Consider the following 17,167-nt stretch of genomic DNA (forward strand, 5'->3'; position numbering starts at 1 on the left):
CTATAGCCCGGCTATGGGGCAAAAAGACGGCGAAAAGGGGCCGCTGCGGTCAATTTGCAGCCGACGATTTCCAAGTCCGCCGGGCTCCTGGTACTGACCACGCCCAGCGCCCTGTCCACGGCCGCTGCAGCTCATCGCCCGCCAGAGCGCCCGTGGTTGCGCCTCTGCGGTCCGTCGCCTTCTACCCCCCCCTCCTCGTTGCCGTCGCGTGTGCTTGCAAGCGTGTGTCCGCGTACGCACGGCTCCAATGTCAATCCAGAATTTGTGACGTAAACCGCTTAGTACAAATAAAAACTCATGTGGACAAAAAATGATGGAACGGTTAAATTGAGCGCACTTTCCGTCGAGGCCCCTATGAAACCCCTCCTTCGCTCCCTGCTGGCCGTCGTCACGTTCGCTGCATCTTTGCCGGCCATCGCGCAGACGGCCGACGGCCCTGCCACCTGCCCCGCCACCCTGCAGCACACGTTCCCTCGCCTTCAGGATGAAAAGCCCCAGTCTTTGTGCCAGTACGCGGGGCGTGTGGTGCTGGTTGTCAACACGGCCAGCTTCTGTGGATTTACCGGTCAGTACAAGGGGCTGGAAGAGCTGTATGCCCGCTACAAGGACAAGGGTCTGGTGGTGCTCGGCTTTCCGTCCAACGATTTTTCCCAGGAAAAAGGCAGCAACAAGGAGATCGCTGATTTCTGCGAAAACACCTTCGGCGTGAAATTCCCCATGTTTGCCAAGAGCAGCGTGAAGGGGGCAGAAGCATCGCCCCTGTTCCGTCAACTGGCCGAGCTGTCGGGCACGGCGCCGCGCTGGAACTTTCATAAATACCTGCTGGCGCGTGACGGAAAGGTGGTGGACCAGTACTCCAGCCTGACGGCGCTAGACAACAAAGGCCTGGTGCGGGCTATCGAGCAGCAGCTTGCCGCCCCCACACCCCGGTGACCGCCATGTTTTCTTTACGTTTCTTTAAAAAAAACCGGTTTCAGGCCTGGAACTTCGCGCGAGTGGCCTCACTCTATTCCTTGCGCGACGCCAAGGTGCGCCGTACAGTTTTAACGTTGCGAAGCCTTTCGGGCCCCTGGGTTCCGACTGACCTCCTGGAGCGCTTCTCCTCCCTCCCTCTCTTATTCGTTTCGGGACGCTTCGCAACCTTTTTATTCCGTGAGTCGGCCAGAGGGGGCCGGCCATGAAAATCGCCATCATCGGCTCCGGCATCTCTGGGCTCTCCGTCGCGCACCAGCTGCGCGGCCAGGCGGACATCACGCTGTTTGAGGCCGGCGACTACTTCGGTGGCCACACCCACACCGTCGATGTCACCTTGCCCGATGCGTCGGGCACCCCCGTCACCCACGGCGTGGACACCGGGTTTCTGGTGTTCAACGAGCGCACCTACCCCAACCTGATCCGCCTGCTGGCTGAGCTGGGCGTGGAGACGGCCCAATCCGACATGTCGTTTTCGGTGCAGGTGCCCGCAGCCCTCGGCGGTGGCCGCGCGCTGGAGTGGAGCGGCACCAACCTCAGCACCGTATTCGCCCAGCGCTCCAACCTGGTCAACCCGCGCTTTCTGGGCATGCTGCGCGACCTGCTGCGCTTCAACAAGCTCTGCACGCGCATTGCCGAAAAGCAGGCCGAGGCCGCGCTGATGCAGCCCCTGGGCGACTTCCTGCGCGAGCACCGTTTTGGCGACGCGTTCCGCGACTGGTACTTCTTGCCCATGCTGGGCTGCATCTGGAGCTGCCCCACCGACCAGATGCTGAAGTTTCCCGTGGCCACCATGATCCGGTTCTGCCACAACCACGGCCTGATCCAGGTGAGCAACCGGCCGCAGTGGTGGACGGTGTCCGGCGGCGCGCGCCACTATGTAGAGAAGATCGTGGCGGGCATTGCCGACAAGCGCCTGAACACCCCCGTGCGCCGCATCGAACGCGACGCCGCCGGTGTGCGCGTGGTGACCGCAGGCCACACCGAACACTTTGACAAGGTGGTGCTGGCCACACACTCCGACCAGTCCCTCGCGCTGCTGGCCCAGCCGACCAATCAGGAGCGCGCCGTGCTCGGCGCCATCCGCTACCAGGCCAACCGCGCCGTGCTGCACACCGATACGTCTGTGCTGCCCCAGCGCCGCGCCGCCTGGGCCGCCTGGAACTACGAGCGCGCCCAGCAGCGCAGCCGCGAGTCGGCCCGCGTGTGCCTGCACTACCTCATCAACCAGCTGCAGCCCGTGCCGTTTGCGCAACCCGTGGTCGTGTCGCTGAACCCGGTGCGCGACATTGCGCCCGAGCACGTGATCGGCAGCTACGAGTACGCCCACCCGGTGTTCGACATGGCCGCCATCCGTGCCCAGCAGCAGGTGGGCAAGCTGCAAGGGCAGCAGCACACCTGGTTCTGTGGCGCCTGGACGGGCTATGGCTTCCATGAAGACGGCCTGAAATCCGGGTTGGCGGTGGCCGAGCAATTGCGGGCGGCCCTGCCCGCTCCCCTGGCGGAGGCCGCGTGAGCCACGCCCCGGCCCCCACCGCAGCGCCCCTCATCGGCTTCGGCCAGGTGCGCCACACGCGGCTGCGGCCCCGGCGGCATGCGTTCGCCTACCCCACGTTTTTTTTGATGCTGCCGATGCGCAGCTTGTCGGGTGCCCAAACTCCGCTAGCCGTGAACCGCAGCGGTGCCATCAGCTTCCATGACGTGGACCACGGCGACGGCCGCAGCGCCGCGCAGGGCGGTGCGCTGGCCTGGCTGGACGAGCTTCTGCACACCGAAGGCATCACCGACGCCACGGGCGAGGTCTGGCTGCACTGCTACCCGCGTGTGCTGGGCTACACCTTCAAGCCCGTGAGCTTCTGGTACTGCCACCGTGCGGACGGCCCCCTGCGCGCCATCGTGGTCGAGGTGAACAACACCTTTGGCGAGCGCCATTGCTACCTGCTGGATGCGCCGCAGTACGGCGTGGAACAGCAGGCGCGCAAGGTGTTCCATGTGTCGCCGTTCTGCGCGGTGAGCGGTGGCTACCGTTTCCGCTTCATGCGCACCGAAGCCAGTGCACAGGATGCAGGCCGCACCGTGGTGCGCATCGACCACGACGACGACACAGGCCCGCTCATCCAGACCAGCGTGAGCGGCACCCTCCAGCCCATCACCCCCCAAACCCTGCGCCAGGCGCTCTGGGGCTACCCCGCGATGACTCTGGCCGTCATTGCCCGCATCCACTGGCACGCGCTGCAGCTGTGGCTCAAGCGCGTGCGTTTTCACCGCAAGCCCGAGGCGCCTGCATCCATCGTGACCCGCTGAATTCCATGACGAACGAGAACGCCGCCATGAACTCCACCACCGCCCCCCGCACCGCCCTGGCCCTGCCCGCAGGCACCCCGGCTGCCGCCCGCACGGCGCTCAAGCTGCTGCAGCGTCTGCAGCATGGCCACCTCACGGTGCAGCTGCCCGACGGCACCTTGCAGCATTTCGGCCATGGTGAGGGCCCCTCGGCCGCGATCACGCTCAAGAACTGGAACGTGTGCAGCGCCGCGCTCAAGTCCGGCGACATCGGCTTTGCTGAGAGCTACATCGCGGGCGACTGGACCACGCCGCACCTCACCGACTTGCTCAAGCTCTTCATCGCCAACCGCCAGCAGGTGGAAGGCGTGATCTATGGCACTTGGGCGGGCCGGCTGCTGTACCGCATCAAACACCTGCTCAACCGCAACACCCGCGCCAACAGCCAGAAAAACATCCACGCCCACTACGACCTGGGCAACGCGTTCTATGAACTCTGGCTGGACGACACGATGAACTACTCGTCCGCCTGGTTCGAGGGCGATGCGGGCGGTGACATGCGCACCGCGCAGCACGCCAAGGTGCGCCGCGCCTTGCGCATGGCGGGGGTGGAGTCCGGTTCCCGGGTGCTGGAGATCGGCTGCGGCTGGGGCGCGCTGGCCGAGATGGCGACCGTGGAATTCGGCGCCCGCCTGACGGGGGTGACGCTCTCCACCGAGCAGCTCGCGTTTGCGCAAAAGCGCATGGTGCAGCAAGGGGTGGCCGAGCATGCCGACCTGCGCCTGCAGGATTACCGCGACATCCAGGACGGCCCGTACGACGCAATCTGCTCCATCGAGATGGTCGAGGCCGTGGGCCGCGAATACTGGCCCACCTATTTCGAGTCGGTGAACCGCCTGCTCAAGCCCGGTGGCAAGGCCTGCATCCAGAGCATCGTCATCGACGACAGCCTGTTCGACCGCTACATCAGCTCCACCGACTTCATCCAGCAATACATCTTCCCCGGCGGCTGCCTGCCCTGCCCGCGCGAATTCCGCCGCGAGGCCGAGGCGGCGGGCCTGCGTGTGGTGGACGAGTTCGCCTTTGGCCCGGACTACGCCGAAACCCTCAAACGCTGGCGCGAGCGCTTTCTGGCACAGCGCACGCAAATCCTGCAGCTGGGGTTTGACCAGCGTTTCATGCACATCTGGGAGTTCTACCTTGCGTACTGCGAAGCGGCGTTTGCGATGCGCAATATCGACCTGGTGCAATACACCTTGGTCAAGGACTGATGCTATGAAAAGCATAGCTATCAGCGCTTTATTGGTAAGCGCTAGTACGTGTTTTTATTCAAGTTTTGCCATGGCGCAGCAACCGCGACCGGCGCACGCGGCCGAACATGGCGCTGCGGCCCCGCTGTCCGGCCTGCGCCTGTCGGGCCAGGGCGTGCTGCGCTTTCTGGGTTTTGAGGTGTACAGGGCGCGGCTGTGGGTGTCCCCCGGTTTTGACGCTGCCAACTACAGCGCGCAGCCCCTGGCCCTGGAGTTGACCTACCACCGCGACTTTTCAGCGCAGGCCATCGCCAAGCGGTCGCTGGAAGAGATGCGCCGCGCGGGCAGCTTCATACCCGAGCAGGCCGCGCGCTGGCAGCAGGCCCTGCAGGCCGCACTGCCGGACGTGACATCGGGCGACCGCCTGCTGGGCATCCACCAGCCCGGCGTGGGTGCTACGTTCAAGATGGGTGGGCGCGTGGTGGGTGAGGTGGCGGACGCCGAGTTCTCGCGCCTCTTCTTCGGCATCTGGCTCTCGCCCCAGACCTCCGAGCCCAGCCTTCGGCAACAGCTGCTGGCCGCCACCCGCACTGCAGGCCAACCATGACCTTCACGCAGCCCATCCGCGCCAGCGCAGGCCTGGCCTATGGGCTGCTGGGCCTGCCGCTGGCGTTTGTGGCGCTGCCGCTGTACGTGCTTCTGCCCAACCACTATGCGCGCGAGTTCGGCATGCCACTGGCCACGCTGGGCTGGGTGCTTCTGGCGGCGCGGCTGTTTGATGCGGTGTCGGACCCGCTGCTTGGCCGCTTGTCGGACTACCTTTTTGGCCGCTCGGTGCGCGCCGTGCTGGCAGTGGGCGCGATGTCGGCGGTGGTGCTGACGCTGGGGCTGACGAGCCTGTTCTTCCCGCAGGTGCGCGGGCCCGATGCGCTGATTGCGTGGGCACTGGTGGCGCTGCTCATCACCTACACGGCCTACAGCCAACTGGGCATTGCGCACCAGTCCTGGGGCGCACGCCTGGGCGGCGACGAGCTGCAGCGCGGCCGCATCGTGGCCTGGCGCGAGGGTGCTGCACTGGTGGGCGTGGTGACGGCGTCGGTACTGCCCGCGCTGCTGGGCCTGCCGGTCATGCTCAGCGTGTTTGCGTCCACCTTGCTGCTGGGCTGGTGGGCGTGGACGCGCGCCCCGCGCCCCCAAAGCCACGCGGGCGCCGTGGCCGGCGTGTACCGCCCGCCCCAACGCGCCAGCCTGTGGCGGCCCTGGGGGCGGCCCGCCTTCCGCCGCCTGCTAGCGGTGTTCATGCTCAACGGCATTGCGAGCGCCATCCCGGCCACGCTGGTGCTGTTCTTCATCCAGGACCGCCTGCAGGCTCCGCCCGCGCAGGAGCCGATGTTCCTCGCGGCCTACTTTGTGTGCGCTGCGCTGTCCATTCCGTTGTGGCTGCGCGCCGTGGCGCGCTGGGGCCTGGCGCGCACCTGGCTGGCGGGCATGCTGCTGGCGATTGCCGTGTTTGTGTGGACCGCGTTTCTGGGCGCGGGTGATGTGGTGCCGTTCCTCATCGTCTGTGCGCTGTCGGGCGTGGCGCTGGGCACCGACCTGGCCCTGCCCAGCGCCTTGCTCGCCGGCGTGATTGCCGCCGAGGGCGACAGCGGCCAGCACGAGGGCGCCTACTTTGGCTGGTGGAACTTTGCCACCAAGCTCAACCTGGCACTGGCCGCAGGCCTGGCGCTGCCGCTGCTGGGCTGGTGGGGCTACACGCCGGGCACACGCAGCGACGACGGCCTGCACACCCTGGGGCTGGCCTATGCCGTGCTGCCCTGCGTGCTCAAGCTCACCGCTGCGGCAGCGCTTTATCTCCTCATCCTGCGGCGCCCGCGTGGCGCAGCGCTTGTCTAAATTCGAACCGACCAAGGCCCACCACCATGATGCAAAGACGCCTCCTCCTTTCGGCCGCTGTGGCCGCGCCCGTGGTGCTGTCCGGCTGCGCCAGCCAGAACCTCGATAGCTACGCCAGCGAAAAACCGGTGCTCGATCTGGCCCAGTATTTCAACGGCAAGATCGACGCCTACGGCATCTTCCAGGACCGCAGCGGCCAGATCGTCAAACGCTTCACCGTGGTGATGGACTGCAGCTGGCAGGGCAACGAGGGCGTGCTGGATGAAGCCTTCACCTATTCCGACGGCACCACGCAGCGCCGCATCTGGCGCCTGGTGAAGCATGCCGACGGCCGCTACACCGGCACTGCCGACGATGTGGTGGGCACGGCCAACGGCCAGACGCGCGGTAACGCCTTCCGCTGGAACTACACGCTGGCCCTGCCCGTGGACGGCAAGGTCTACAACGTGGATCTGGACGACTGGATGTACCTCATCGACGACCGCGTGATGCTCAACCGCGCCACCATGAGCAAGTTCGGCGTGCGGCTCGGCGAAATCACCCTGTCCTTTACCAAGCGCGCACCATGAAACTCAACCCCCCCTTGCGCGATTGGAAGGGCCGCCGGGCCTGGCTCATCGGGGCCAGCAGCGGCATTGGCCGGGCCACGGCGGCGGCGCTGCATGCGCGCGGCGCGCAGGTCATCGTCTCGGCCCGCAGCGGCGATGCACTGAATGCCTTTGTGGTGCAGCACCCCGGCAGCACGGCGCTGGCTTTTGACACGGGCGAGCCCGCCCAGGTGCAAGCCGCCGCCGCGCAGGTGCTGGCGGCTGGCGCACCCGACCTGGTGTGCTACTGCGCGGGCTACTACCGCGACATGCGCGCGACCGACTTCGACCTGACCGTGATGCTGCGCCACGAGCAGATCAACTACAACGGCGCACTGCATGTACTGGCCGCCGTGCTGCCCGCCATGCTCACCGCTGCCCAGGCGAGTCGCCCAGGGCATGTGAGCCTCATCAGCAGCGTGGCGGGGTTCCGGGGCCTGCCCAAGAGCTTGGCCTACGGCCCCACCAAGGCCGCGCTCATCAACCTGGCCGAGGCGCTGTACCTGGACCTGCACGACCTGGGCCTGGGCGTGAGCGTGATCAACCCCGGCTTTGTGGCCACGCCGCTCACGGCGGGCAACGACTTCACCATGCCTGCGCTCATCTCGCCCGAAGCGGCAGCCGACGCCATCCTGCAGGGCTGGGCGCGCGGGCAGTTCGACATCCACTTTCCCAAGCGTTTTACGCGCGTGATGAAGCTGCTGCGGCTGCTCCCCTACCGGTGGTACTTTCCAGCCGTCCGCAAGTTCACGGGACTCTGAGTTTCCATGCAGCCCCCTTACACCGCCCCCGCCACCGAAGAAGCCGTCACACGCGTCATTGCGTTTTTCGAGAACCTGTCGCCCGCCGATGTGGCGACCATCGGTCAGTTCTACGCGCCCCAGGCGCGTTTCAAAGACCCGTTCAACGAGGTGGCGGGCGTGCCTGCCATCCAGGGCATCTTTGCCCACATGTTCGAGGCACTGGAGCAGCCGCGTTTCGTGGTCACGGGCCGGGTGGTGCAGGGGCAGCAGTGCTTTCTGACCTGGGACTTTCTGTTTGCGTTCAAAAACTTTGACAAGGGCGAGACCCAGACCGTACGCGGCGCCTCGCACCTGGTGCTCGACGAGCAAGGTCTGGTGACCTTGCACCGCGATTACTGGGACGCGGCCGAAGAGCTGTATGAAAAGCTGCCCGTGGTGGGCGCGCTGATGCGCTGGCTGAAGAAACGCGCCAACAGCTGAAAGCCTGGGCCTTGGTATGGGCCTTTATCCGGCCGCACGGATGCGCGGATGCCCCGGCAGCGGCACCGCGCGCCGCAGCACGCCTTCGGCCAGCCACAGCGCACTGTTCCACGCCCGTTGCGCCACATAGGGCAGCGGCAGCTGCTGGTAGTCGTCGTTGAAGACTTCAAAGCTGTAGTCGCCCTGGTAGCCCATGCCGTCCAGCGTGCGCACCAGCTCGGCCAGCGCCTGGCTGTGCACGCCCTCGCCAGGGAACACGCGAAAGTGCCGCGCGGTCTCGATGCGCTCCTGCACCGTGCGGGTCTCCTGCCACATGAAGTCCGAAAGCTGCACGAGGTAGATCTTGGCCGGGTCCACATCCTCCAGGGCCGAGAGCGGCGTGCTGGTGGCGAACTGGTGGTACGAGTCGATGGCCAACCCGAGGTTGGGGCAATCGGCCTGCTCCACGGCCGCCCACGCCTGGTGCACCTCGTTGATGTGGCGGCCCCACGAGAGGCCTTCAAACGCCACACGGATGCCGTGTGGCAACGCCAGCAGCGCCAGCTTGCGCAGGTCGCGCGCAATGGCCTCGGCATCCGCCGTGGCGTGCGATGACGTGGAGCTGCAGGCCAGCAGCACGGGTGCGCCCAGGTCGCGCGCCATCAGGATCATCTGCTTGGCAATGTCCGCCTTGTAGCTGTGCAGGTGGCCCGACAGGCCCTCGAAATCGCGCAGCACCTGAAAGCCCGTGACGCGCAGGCCACTGTTGCGCACCGCGTGCACAGCGGCTTCGATGCCCTGCGGATGGCCCACGATGTCGCGCGCGGCCAGCATGATTTGGCCAAAGCCTGCGGCCTTGACGGCGGCGAGCTTGGCCTCCAGCGGGCCGGCCAAGCTGATGGTGTCCATGCCGAAATCGGCGACGTTGCGTTGCATGGTGGATTGACGCATGGGCGGTCTCCAGGCTCAGCGGGCGCTGCGCACCAGCTCGAAGCTGGGCGAGGCCGCATCGGCACGCGTCAATGCGCCGCGCGTGCCGGTGTGCACGCCCTTGGGCGACTCGACAAACTCCACGCCGCGCGCGCGCAGTGCATTCACGGTCGCCAGCACATCGGGCGTGCCAAAGGCCACGCGCTGCAGCAGCTCCTCGTGGTCGGCATCCAGCGCATCGACCAGCGGTTCAATCAGCTGCCAGTGCAGCGTGCCGCAGGGGCTGGCCAAAATGCGGCCATGGGTGAGCACGCCAAACGACTGGTCGGGTGCCAGCTCGGCAAAGCCGAACAACTCCGCGTAGAAGTGAATCCAGTCTGCTGCGCGGCCCAGGCCGATGTACTGCACCACGCCAAACAGATGCAGGCCCTGCAGTGCGGGCGGGTGCGGGCTGACGGAGGGGATGGGCACAAAGTCCACGTCGTAGATCGAAAACTCCTTCCAGCGGTCCACAAAATAGATGCGGCTCGCGCCCACGCCGTGGATGGCGGGGATGTTCAGCTCCATCACCTCGACCTCGGTGTGCACGGCCCACGCGCCCAATTCCAGCACGCGGCGAAATGCTGCGGCCGCATTGCCCACGCGGAAGGCGATGGCGGCCAGCACCGGTGTTTCGGTGAGTGCGGGCGGCGCATGCACGCCGGTGCGTTCGGTGTCCTGGTGGGCGTTGACGATGATGTTCATGTCGCCCTGGCGGTACAGCAGCACTTCGCGCGAGCGGTGGCGTGCCACGGGCTGGAAGCCCATGCGCCCTAGCGCCTGACCCAGCGCCTGCGGGCGGCTGGTGGCGTATTCGATGAACTCGATGCCCTGCAGGCCCAGGGGGTTGGGCATGTCGCCCAGCGCTTCGCGGGTGGCCACCATCGGGGTGCTCATGGGTTCAGCTCCTTGTGTTGTCGTGCACGGAACGGGTCAGCGGGCGCTGACCAGGCGGCGAAAATGTGCGTCCATGCGTGCCGCGTCGGGCGCCTCGCCGGTGAACAGCTTGAACGCGCCCACGGCCTGGCCTACGGCCATGCCGCCACCGTCCGACACGCGGCAGCCCAGTGCGCGCGCGGCCTGCACCAGCGCGGTGTCGAGCGGGAAATACACCACCTCGGACACCCACATCGTGGGCCGCAACAGCGCCACATCCAGCGGCAGGCCGGGCAGCTTGTCCATGCCGGTGGGCGTGGCGTGGATCAGGCCGGTGGCTTGCGCCATGGCTGTTTGGATGTCAGCCGCTTCGGCACGGGCCCCATAGAGCGCATTCACGTCGGCCGCCAGGTGTGCCGCACGCTCAGGCTGCGCATCGACGATGCTCAGGTGCTCGGCGCCCAGGCGCAGCACGGCATGGGCAATCGCAGCGCCCGCGCCACCCGCTCCCAGCAGCACCACGCGGCGCAGGTCGGCACCGGGCAGCGCGCGGGTAAAGCCCCAGGCCCAACCCGATCCGTCGGTGTTGTGTCCCACGAGTTTTCCGCCCTGGATGACCACGGTGTTCACGGCGCCCATGGCCTGTGCTTCCTCCGACAGGCTGTCAAGGTGCGGGATGACGGCCTGCTTGCAGGGGTAGGTCACATTGCAACCTGCATAGCCCATGATGCGTGCCGCCGACAGCAGCGTGGGCAGATGCTCCACCGAGGAGGCCGAGCGGTCCAGGTCGATGAGCTGGTAGTGCAGACGCATGCCGTGGTGGCGTGCTTCTTCTTCGTGCAGGGCCGGCGACAGCGACTTCTGGATGCCGGCACCGATCAGCCCGATCAGCACCTTGCGGGGGCTAGTGGAAGACATGGTGGACATGGTGGACGTGGTGGGGATGACCGGGGGATCGAGGAGCTGGAGGCTCATGGGGCGGGCGGAATACGGGGTGAGCGCGCTGCCGGGTTGGTGGTGTGTTCACCGCACGGCAGCACAGGGGTGGCGGCGGTGGCTTACTTGCCGCCGCGCAGTTTGGCCAGCGTGGAATAGACCTCTTGCACGGTCTCGGCGCCCACCTTCTCGCTGTGTTTTTCAACGACGGGTTTCACCTTGGCGCGCAGCTTGTCCAGCTCGGCGGGCGAGAACTCGGACACCTGCATGCCCGCCTTCTTGAGGTCTTCGAGCGCCACGTTGGCCTGCACGCGCGACACGCCGCGCTGGAAGGTCGTGGCTTCGGCCATGGCCTCGTTCAGCGCCTTCTGGTCAGCGGGGTTCAGACTGTCCCAGAACTTCTTGCTCACGAGCACGGCCTGGGGGTTGTACATGTGGCGCGTCACAGTGAGGTACTTCTGCACCTCGGCAAACTTGGACGACAGGATGGTGGAGAACGGGTTCTCCTGGCCGTCCACGGCCTTCTGTTCCATGGCGGTATACAGCTCGGGGAAAGGCATGGGCACGGCATTGGCGCCCAGCGCGTTGAAGAGGTCGATGTAGATCGGCGACTGGATCACGCGGATCTTGAGCCCTGCAATGTCTTCGGCTTTGGTAATCGGGCGCTTGCTGTTGGTGAGGTTGCGGAAACCCAGCTCCCAGTAGCCCAGGCCCACCAGATTTTTGGCCTGCAGTTTGTCGAGCAGCTTCTTGCCGAACGGGCCGTCCGTCACGGCGTCAGCCTCTTGCGGTGTGGCGAACAGGAACGGGAAGTCGTAGATGCCAAATTCCTTGGCCTGAGCGGACAGGATGCCGGCGTTGAGCACCGTCATCTCCACCGTGCCACCTTGCAGTGCCGACACGGTCTGCAGGTCGCCGCCCAGCGTGCCGCCGGGGAAGAGTTTGACGGCGATGCGGCCATTGGTCTTGGCCGCCACCAGGTCGGCAAACTTTTGTGCACCCTGCGCCTGCGGGTGGTCCTTCTGGTTCTGGAAGGCGAACTTGATGGTGCGTTCCTGGGCATGTGCGGCGGACAGCAGCGAGGTGGCAACCAGGGCCGTGGCGAACAGGGTTTTGAGCAGCTTCATGGAAATGTCTCCTTGGGTTTTTAGGCGGGGCAGAAACGGAGCGGAAAGAAAAGGGCCGGGGCGCAGACGGGGTCAACCACTCAGCCAGCGCAGCGGCACCATGACGATGGAGGGGAACAGCACCAGCAGGAACATCACGACCAACTGGGCCAGCATGAACGGCATGACACCCCGGGTGACCTGCGACATGGAAATGCGACCTACCCCGGCCACCACGTTGAGCACCGTGCCCACCGGCGGCGTGATGAGTCCAATGGCGTTGTTGATGATGAAGAGCACGCCGAAATACACCGGGTCGATGCCTGCGGCCTTGACCACAGGCATCAGCACCGGTGTAAGGATGAGGATGGTGGGCGTCATGTCCATCGCCGTGCCCACCACCATGACCAGCAGCATGATGGCGATCAGCAGCAGCGTCTGGTTGCCCATGAAGGGCTTCAGCATGCCGATGACCTTGGAGGGCAGGTCGGCCACGGTGATCAGCCAGGCGGACACCATGGCGGCCGCCACCAGGAACATCACCACCGCGCTGGTGCGGGCCGAGGCGCGGAAGACGTCGGCCAGCTGGCGCCAGCTCAGCTCGCGGTAGACCACCATGGACACGAACAGCGCATACACGGCGGCCACCACGGCGGCTTCGGTGGGGGTGAAGACACCCATGCGCAGCCCCACCAGGATGATGATGGGCAGGCCCAGCGCCCACACGGCTTCGCGCAGGGCCACGCCCAGTTCGGCGCGGGTGGCGCGCTTGGGGGGCGCCACATCTTCGCGCCGCACCAGCCACCACCAAGTGAGGGCCAGCGCCAAGCCCAGCAGGATGCCCGGCACGATGCCTGCCAGAAACAGCTTGCTGATAGATACGTTGGCTGCCACGCCAAAGATCACGAAACCGATGGACGGTGGAATTACCGGGGCGATGATGCCGGCCGACGCAATGAGCCCGGCCGAGCGCTCCTTGTTGTGGCCTGCTGCCACCATCATGGGCAGCAGCAGGGAGGCCAGCGCTGCAGCATCGGCCACGGCCGAGCCCGACACGGCAGCCAGGATCACTGCCGCCATGATGGCCACATAACCCAGTCCGCCGGGCACGTGGCCGACCAGCGTGAGTGCCAGCTTCACGATGCGCTTGGACAGGCCGCCCACATTCATGATCTCGCCCGCGAGCATGAAGAAGGGCACGGCCAGCAGCGGAAAGCTGTCGGCACCGTTGATCACGTTCTGCGCCAGGATCTGCGCATCGAACAGGTCCAAGTGCCACATCAGCGCCACGCCGCTGATGAGCAGCGCAAACGCGATGGGAATGCCGATCGCCATGGCGAGCAGCAGGGAGCCGAGGAAGATGGTGACGGTCATGGTGGAGAGCCTGTGCGGAGGGTTCAGGGGCGGTGGCTGCCGGGCGCTTCGTGGGATGCATCGGTGCCCGCAGAGCGGTGCGCCAGGGCCGCCAGTTCTTCGCTCTCCTGCACCATGACCAGCTCGTGCTCAGCCAGCGGAACGAACAGCGTGCGCAGCAGGTCGTGCAGCAAGATGGCAATCCCCGACCCGCCCATCAGCACGCCACTGGCGTAGAAGATGCCCACCGAGGCGCCGGTCACGGGCGCTTCTGTTTCCCAGTTGATGAGCATCTGGGCCCAGCTGCCGCTCAGCAGCAACCACGACACATACAGCATGGCGAGCTGCGCCAGCACCAGGCAGGCCTTCTTGCCCACGGCGGGCAGGCGCGCCACCAGCGCATCGGTGCCCAGGTGGCCGTGTTCGCGCAGCGCCACCACGGCGCCCATGAAGGTCAGCCACACAAACAGCCAACGCGAAAGCTCTTCCGATACCGTGATGCCGGAGTTCAGGGTGTAGCGCAGCACCACGTTGCCAAACACCAGCACCACCATCACCGCCAGACACAGGCCGGACAGTGCATCCAGCACGCGGGTGTATCCCCGCAGCACGCGGTCGGCCAGTGCAAACATGGTGTCTCCAGTCGTTGTATTGCGGAAAGCTGAAATAATTTTGTACGAACTGGTTAGTATTTTGCGTTGGTGCAAACCCTGTATAGCTTGTCATGGCAGGGTGCGGCCTTGCGGGGGGCGCCCATGGGGCGACGGTGTGAGGAGCGGGAGACTTCTTGGTACGCGCTGGCGCGCGTCCGTCCGGGCCGGGAGGGTCAGGGCCGCAGGAAGCGCACGATCATTTCGATGATCGATTCACGGCGTTGCGCCGTGGCGGCGGGCGTGTCGAGCGAGCGCTTGAAAATGGCGCCGAAAGTGTGCCGGTTAGACACATTGAAAAAGCACAACGCCGAGATGGACATGTGCAGATCAACCGGGTCCACATCGGGCCGGAACACGCCCGCCGCGACGCCGCGTTCGTACACGTCGCGTACTGCGTGGATGACGGGGATGTTGAGTTCCTGGATGGTGGTGGACTGGCTGATGAACTCTCCGCGGTGGATGTTCTCGTTCATCACGAGCCGGATGAAATCGGGGTTGGCAAGCTGGTAGTCCACCGTGAAGCCCACCAGAGTGCGCAACGCCTGCTCGGGCGCGAGGTCTTCGAGGTGCAACTCAGCCTCGATGCGGCGGATGCGCCTGTAGGCCTCCTCCAGCACGGCGACGTACAAGCCCTCCTTGCTACCGAAGTAGTAGTAGATCATGCGCTTGCTGGTGTTGGTCAGCGCGGCGATTTCGTCGATGCGTGCCCCGGCCAGGCCCTTGTCCGCAAACTCCGCCGTGGCCACCTGCAGGATGTTGGCCATGGTGCGGTCGGGGTCGTTGATGCGGACCCGGTCGGGGCCTGCAACAGCAGGGGCAGCCGCTGCGCTGCGCACCGCACGAGGCCGAGGGGCGCGCGGTGCAGGAGGGCGGGCGTCTGGAGGTGTTTGAACCATTTCGTTCATGAGGGCCCGAGCATACGGCAGGCCGGGGGGCGACGCCGCAGCCTGCGTGCGCCGCTACGGGCTCAGTTTGGCTTGGTGTCCGCGAAGCTCGGGCGCAGCATCAGCTTGTCAAGCAGTTTGCCCAGGTTGGGGTACTCGCTGCGCCAGGCGATGTCGGGGAAGCGGAACTCCAGCCAGCCCAGGGCGCAGCCCACGGCGATGTCGGACAGACTCAGGTGAATGCCGCTGCAATAAGGCTTGTCGCCCAGGCCCTGGCTCATGGACCTGAGGCCGTCGTTGACCTTGACCAATTGGCGGTCGATCCAGGCCTGGCTGCGTTCGCTGTCCTTGCGGTGAGCCCAGGTGGCTTCCAGGCGGGCCAGGATGGCCGCGTCCATCACGCCATCGGCCAACGCCTCCCAGGTCTTGACCTCGGCCCGCTCACGGCCCTGCGACGGGATCAGCTTGCCCACGGGCGACAAGGTGTCGAGGTATTCGACGATCACCCGGGAGTCGAACACCGCCTCGCCGCCTTCCATCACCAGGCAGGGCACCTTGCCCAGCGGGTTGGAGGTGGCGATGTGGGTGTCGTCCGCCCAGACGTTCTCCTGCACAAACTGGTAGTCGAGTTTTTTTTCGGCCATCACGATCCGCACCTTGCGGACGTAGGGGCTGGCGATGGCTCCGATCAATTTCATGGTGGGTCTTCCCGTGCGCGGGATAGCTGAACAAGTTGCTTTGGATTCTATCGGCAGGCGCCCACCCCAAGCTGACGCGACCAGGGCGGGCTCCCGGCACGCCCCGCCTACAATGACGCGCCATGAGCCTGTCCACCATCACCGCCCTGTCGCCGCTTGACGGCCGTTATGCCAGCAAACTTGCCGCTCTGCGCCCCATCATGAGCGAGCACGGCTACATGCACCGCCGCGTGCAGGTCGAGGTGGCTTGGTTCATCGCCCTGTCGGACGCAGGCTTTGCGGAGTTCAAACCCCTGACCACCGGCGCACGCGCCTACCTGCTGGGCCTGATCAAGAACTTCTCCGAGGCGGACGCCGCCGCCATCAAGGAGATCGAAAAAACAACAAACCACGACGTCAAGGCAGTCGAATACTGGATCAAGAGCAAGTTTGAGGCGCGCCCCGAGCTGGAAAAGGCGTCCGAGTTTGTGCACTTTGCCTGCACCAGCGAGGACATCAACAACACCAGCCACGCGCTGCAGCTGCGCTCGGGCCGCGACCAGGTCATCCTGCCGGGCCTGGACCGCATCGTGCTCAAGCTGCGCGAGATGGCCCACGCCTTTGCCGACGTGCCCATGCTCAGCCGCACCCACGGCCAGACCGCCAGCCCCACCACCGTGGGCAAGGAAATGGCCAACGTGGTGATGCGCCTGCAGACGGCCTGCGAGAAGATCGCCGCCGTCAAAATCATGGGCAAGATGAACGGCGCCGTGGGCAACTACAACGCCCATCTGTCTGCCTGGCCCGAGTTTGACTGGGAAGCCTTCAGCAAGAAGGTCATCGAAACGCCCGAGCCCCTGGGCCTGGGCCTGACCTTCCAGCCCTACAGCATCCAGATCGAGCCGCACGACTACATGGCCGAGCTGTTCGACGCCGTGGCGCGCGCCAACACCATCCTGATCGACCTCTCGCGCGACATCTGGGGCTATGTGAGCCTGGGCTATTTCAAGCAGCGGCTGAAGGCCGGCGAGATCGGCTCATCCACCATGCCGCACAAGGTCAACCCCATCGACTTCGAGAACGCCGAAGGCAACCTGGGCCTGGCCAACGCACTGCTCAAGCACCTGTCCGAAAAGCTGCCCATCAGCCGCTGGCAGCGCGACCTGACCGACAGCACCGTGCTGCGCAACATGGGCGTGGCTCTGGGCTACGCCGCGCTGGCCTACGCCTCGCTGCTCACCGGCCTGAACAAACTCGAAATCAACGAAGAAGCCCTGGCCGAAGACCTGGACGCTGCCTGGGAAGTGCTGGCCGAGCCCATCCAAACAGTGATGCGCCGCTATGCGGTGCAGGGCGCCTACGAAAAGCTCAAGGAAGTCACCCGCGGCAAGACCGTGACGGCCGAAGCGCTACATGGCTTGGTCCAGTCGCTGGACATCCCCCAGACTGAGAAGGACCGCCTGCTGGCGATGACGCCGGGCAGCTATGTGGGCAAGGCGGCTGTGCTGGCGCGCCGAGTCTGA

The 17,167-nt window shown here is 65.7% G+C and carries 18 protein-coding genes; 10 read left to right on the top strand and 8 right to left on the bottom strand.

The window, feature by feature from the left end:
* Positions 1-354 precede the first annotated feature (354 nt).
* The 9 genes from ACK4HJ_RS03220 (at position 355) to ACK4HJ_RS03260 (ending at position 8,211) form a co-directional block, all read left to right on the top strand.
* Positions 355-933 (top strand): glutathione peroxidase, encoded by a 579-nt coding sequence (locus tag ACK4HJ_RS03220; RefSeq protein ID WP_409827663.1) that lies wholly within the window; start codon positions 355-357, stop codon positions 931-933.
* A gap of 244 nt (positions 934-1,177) precedes the next feature.
* Positions 1,178-2,488 carry an NAD(P)/FAD-dependent oxidoreductase gene (locus tag ACK4HJ_RS03225; protein WP_409827665.1) on the top strand — a complete coding sequence of 437 codons (1,311 nt, stop codon included), beginning with the start codon at positions 1,178-1,180 and terminating at the stop codon, positions 2,486-2,488.
* On the top strand, positions 2,485-3,276 hold the full coding sequence (locus ACK4HJ_RS03230) for a DUF1365 domain-containing protein (protein ID WP_409827667.1): 792 nt from the start codon (positions 2,485-2,487) through the stop codon (positions 3,274-3,276). The genes ACK4HJ_RS03225 and ACK4HJ_RS03230 overlap by 4 nt, the downstream gene beginning before the upstream one ends.
* 26 nt (positions 3,277-3,302) lie before the next feature.
* Entirely contained in the window at positions 3,303-4,526 is a 1,224-nt protein-coding gene (locus ACK4HJ_RS03235) for a class I SAM-dependent methyltransferase (RefSeq protein WP_409828087.1), read from the top strand.
* A 70-nt stretch (positions 4,527-4,596) separates the two neighbouring features.
* The gene (locus tag ACK4HJ_RS03240) at positions 4,597-5,112 is read left to right on the top strand and encodes a chalcone isomerase family protein (protein WP_409827669.1); all 516 of its coding nucleotides are present in this window, start codon (positions 4,597-4,599) and stop codon (positions 5,110-5,112) included.
* A complete protein-coding gene (locus tag ACK4HJ_RS03245) occupies positions 5,109-6,401 on the top strand; it encodes an MFS transporter (protein WP_409827670.1) in 1,293 nt (430 codons plus the stop codon). Before ACK4HJ_RS03240 ends, ACK4HJ_RS03245 begins: the two co-directional genes overlap by 4 nt.
* Before the next feature lie 26 nt (positions 6,402-6,427).
* Positions 6,428-6,970, top strand: a complete 543-nt coding sequence (locus tag ACK4HJ_RS03250) for a DUF3833 domain-containing protein (protein ID WP_409827671.1) — start codon at positions 6,428-6,430, stop codon at positions 6,968-6,970.
* Positions 6,967-7,749, top strand: a complete 783-nt coding sequence (locus ACK4HJ_RS03255; protein WP_409827673.1) for an SDR family NAD(P)-dependent oxidoreductase — start codon at positions 6,967-6,969, stop codon at positions 7,747-7,749. The genes ACK4HJ_RS03250 and ACK4HJ_RS03255 overlap by 4 nt, the downstream gene beginning before the upstream one ends.
* 6 nt (positions 7,750-7,755) lie before the next feature.
* Positions 7,756-8,211 carry a nuclear transport factor 2 family protein gene (locus ACK4HJ_RS03260; RefSeq protein ID WP_409827675.1) on the top strand — a complete coding sequence of 152 codons (456 nt, stop codon included), beginning with the start codon at positions 7,756-7,758 and terminating at the stop codon, positions 8,209-8,211.
* Positions 8,212-8,235: 24 nt separating this feature from the next.
* On the opposite strand, the gene ACK4HJ_RS03265 is transcribed toward ACK4HJ_RS03260, so the two are convergent.
* The 8 genes from ACK4HJ_RS03265 to ACK4HJ_RS03300 form a co-directional block, all read right to left on the bottom strand.
* Positions 8,236-9,141 carry a sugar phosphate isomerase/epimerase family protein gene (locus ACK4HJ_RS03265; RefSeq protein ID WP_409827677.1) on the bottom strand — a complete coding sequence of 302 codons (906 nt, stop codon included), beginning with the start codon at positions 9,139-9,141 and terminating at the stop codon, positions 8,236-8,238.
* A gap of 15 nt (positions 9,142-9,156) precedes the next feature.
* Positions 9,157-10,056, bottom strand: a complete 900-nt coding sequence (locus ACK4HJ_RS03270) for a VOC family protein (RefSeq protein WP_409827678.1) — start codon at positions 10,054-10,056, stop codon at positions 9,157-9,159.
* 36 nt (positions 10,057-10,092) lie between these two features.
* The gene (locus ACK4HJ_RS03275; RefSeq protein WP_409827680.1) at positions 10,093-11,010 is read right to left on the bottom strand and encodes a shikimate dehydrogenase; all 918 of its coding nucleotides are present in this window, start codon (positions 11,008-11,010) and stop codon (positions 10,093-10,095) included.
* Positions 11,011-11,093: 83 nt separating this feature from the next.
* Positions 11,094-12,098: a TRAP transporter substrate-binding protein gene (locus ACK4HJ_RS03280; RefSeq protein WP_409827681.1), complete on the bottom strand. Its 1,005-nt coding sequence runs from the start codon at positions 12,096-12,098 to the stop codon at positions 11,094-11,096.
* 72 nt (positions 12,099-12,170) lie between these two features.
* Positions 12,171-13,451, bottom strand: a complete 1,281-nt coding sequence (locus ACK4HJ_RS03285; RefSeq protein WP_409827683.1) for a TRAP transporter large permease subunit — start codon at positions 13,449-13,451, stop codon at positions 12,171-12,173.
* Between the two features lie 23 nt (positions 13,452-13,474).
* On the bottom strand, positions 13,475-14,062 hold the full coding sequence (locus tag ACK4HJ_RS03290) for a TRAP transporter small permease (protein ID WP_409827685.1): 588 nt from the start codon (positions 14,060-14,062) through the stop codon (positions 13,475-13,477).
* 194 nt (positions 14,063-14,256) lie between these two features.
* Positions 14,257-14,988 (bottom strand): TetR/AcrR family transcriptional regulator, encoded by a 732-nt coding sequence (locus ACK4HJ_RS03295; protein WP_409827686.1) that lies wholly within the window; start codon positions 14,986-14,988, stop codon positions 14,257-14,259.
* Positions 14,989-15,050: 62 nt separating this feature from the next.
* A complete protein-coding gene (locus ACK4HJ_RS03300; protein ID WP_409827688.1) occupies positions 15,051-15,665 on the bottom strand; it encodes a glutathione S-transferase N-terminal domain-containing protein in 615 nt (204 codons plus the stop codon).
* A gap of 122 nt (positions 15,666-15,787) precedes the next feature.
* Here ACK4HJ_RS03300 and purB point away from each other — a divergent pair, with 122 nt between their 5' ends.
* Positions 15,788-17,167: an adenylosuccinate lyase gene (gene purB, locus ACK4HJ_RS03305; RefSeq protein WP_409827690.1), complete on the top strand. Its 1,380-nt coding sequence runs from the start codon at positions 15,788-15,790 to the stop codon at positions 17,165-17,167.

The organism is Acidovorax sp., from assembly GCF_046294525.1.
GTDB lineage: Bacteria > Pseudomonadota > Gammaproteobacteria > Burkholderiales > Burkholderiaceae_C > Acidovorax.

Coding starts and splice junctions, on each gene's coding strand:
- ACK4HJ_RS03220 (WP_409827663.1), top strand. CDS start 355: ATGAAACCCCTCCTTCGCTCCCTGCTGGCCGTCGTCACGTTCGCTGCA.
- ACK4HJ_RS03225 (WP_409827665.1), top strand. CDS start 1,178: ATGAAAATCGCCATCATCGGCTCCGGCATCTCTGGGCTCTCCGTCGCG.
- ACK4HJ_RS03235 (WP_409828087.1), top strand. CDS start 3,303: ATGAACTCCACCACCGCCCCCCGCACCGCCCTGGCCCTGCCCGCAGGC.
- ACK4HJ_RS03240 (WP_409827669.1), top strand. CDS start 4,597: ATGGCGCAGCAACCGCGACCGGCGCACGCGGCCGAACATGGCGCTGCG.
- ACK4HJ_RS03245 (WP_409827670.1), top strand. CDS start 5,109: ATGACCTTCACGCAGCCCATCCGCGCCAGCGCAGGCCTGGCCTATGGG.
- ACK4HJ_RS03250 (WP_409827671.1), top strand. CDS start 6,428: ATGATGCAAAGACGCCTCCTCCTTTCGGCCGCTGTGGCCGCGCCCGTG.
- ACK4HJ_RS03255 (WP_409827673.1), top strand. CDS start 6,967: ATGAAACTCAACCCCCCCTTGCGCGATTGGAAGGGCCGCCGGGCCTGG.
- ACK4HJ_RS03260 (WP_409827675.1), top strand. CDS start 7,756: ATGCAGCCCCCTTACACCGCCCCCGCCACCGAAGAAGCCGTCACACGC.
- ACK4HJ_RS03265 (WP_409827677.1), bottom strand. CDS start 9,141: ATGCGTCAATCCACCATGCAACGCAACGTCGCCGATTTCGGCATGGAC.
- ACK4HJ_RS03270 (WP_409827678.1), bottom strand. CDS start 10,056: ATGAGCACCCCGATGGTGGCCACCCGCGAAGCGCTGGGCGACATGCCC.
- ACK4HJ_RS03275 (WP_409827680.1), bottom strand. CDS start 11,010: ATGAGCCTCCAGCTCCTCGATCCCCCGGTCATCCCCACCACGTCCACC.
- ACK4HJ_RS03280 (WP_409827681.1), bottom strand. CDS start 12,098: ATGAAGCTGCTCAAAACCCTGTTCGCCACGGCCCTGGTTGCCACCTCG.
- ACK4HJ_RS03285 (WP_409827683.1), bottom strand. CDS start 13,451: ATGACCGTCACCATCTTCCTCGGCTCCCTGCTGCTCGCCATGGCGATC.
- ACK4HJ_RS03290 (WP_409827685.1), bottom strand. CDS start 14,062: ATGTTTGCACTGGCCGACCGCGTGCTGCGGGGATACACCCGCGTGCTG.
- ACK4HJ_RS03295 (WP_409827686.1), bottom strand. CDS start 14,988: ATGAACGAAATGGTTCAAACACCTCCAGACGCCCGCCCTCCTGCACCG.
- ACK4HJ_RS03300 (WP_409827688.1), bottom strand. CDS start 15,665: ATGAAATTGATCGGAGCCATCGCCAGCCCCTACGTCCGCAAGGTGCGG.
- purB (WP_409827690.1), top strand. CDS start 15,788: ATGAGCCTGTCCACCATCACCGCCCTGTCGCCGCTTGACGGCCGTTAT.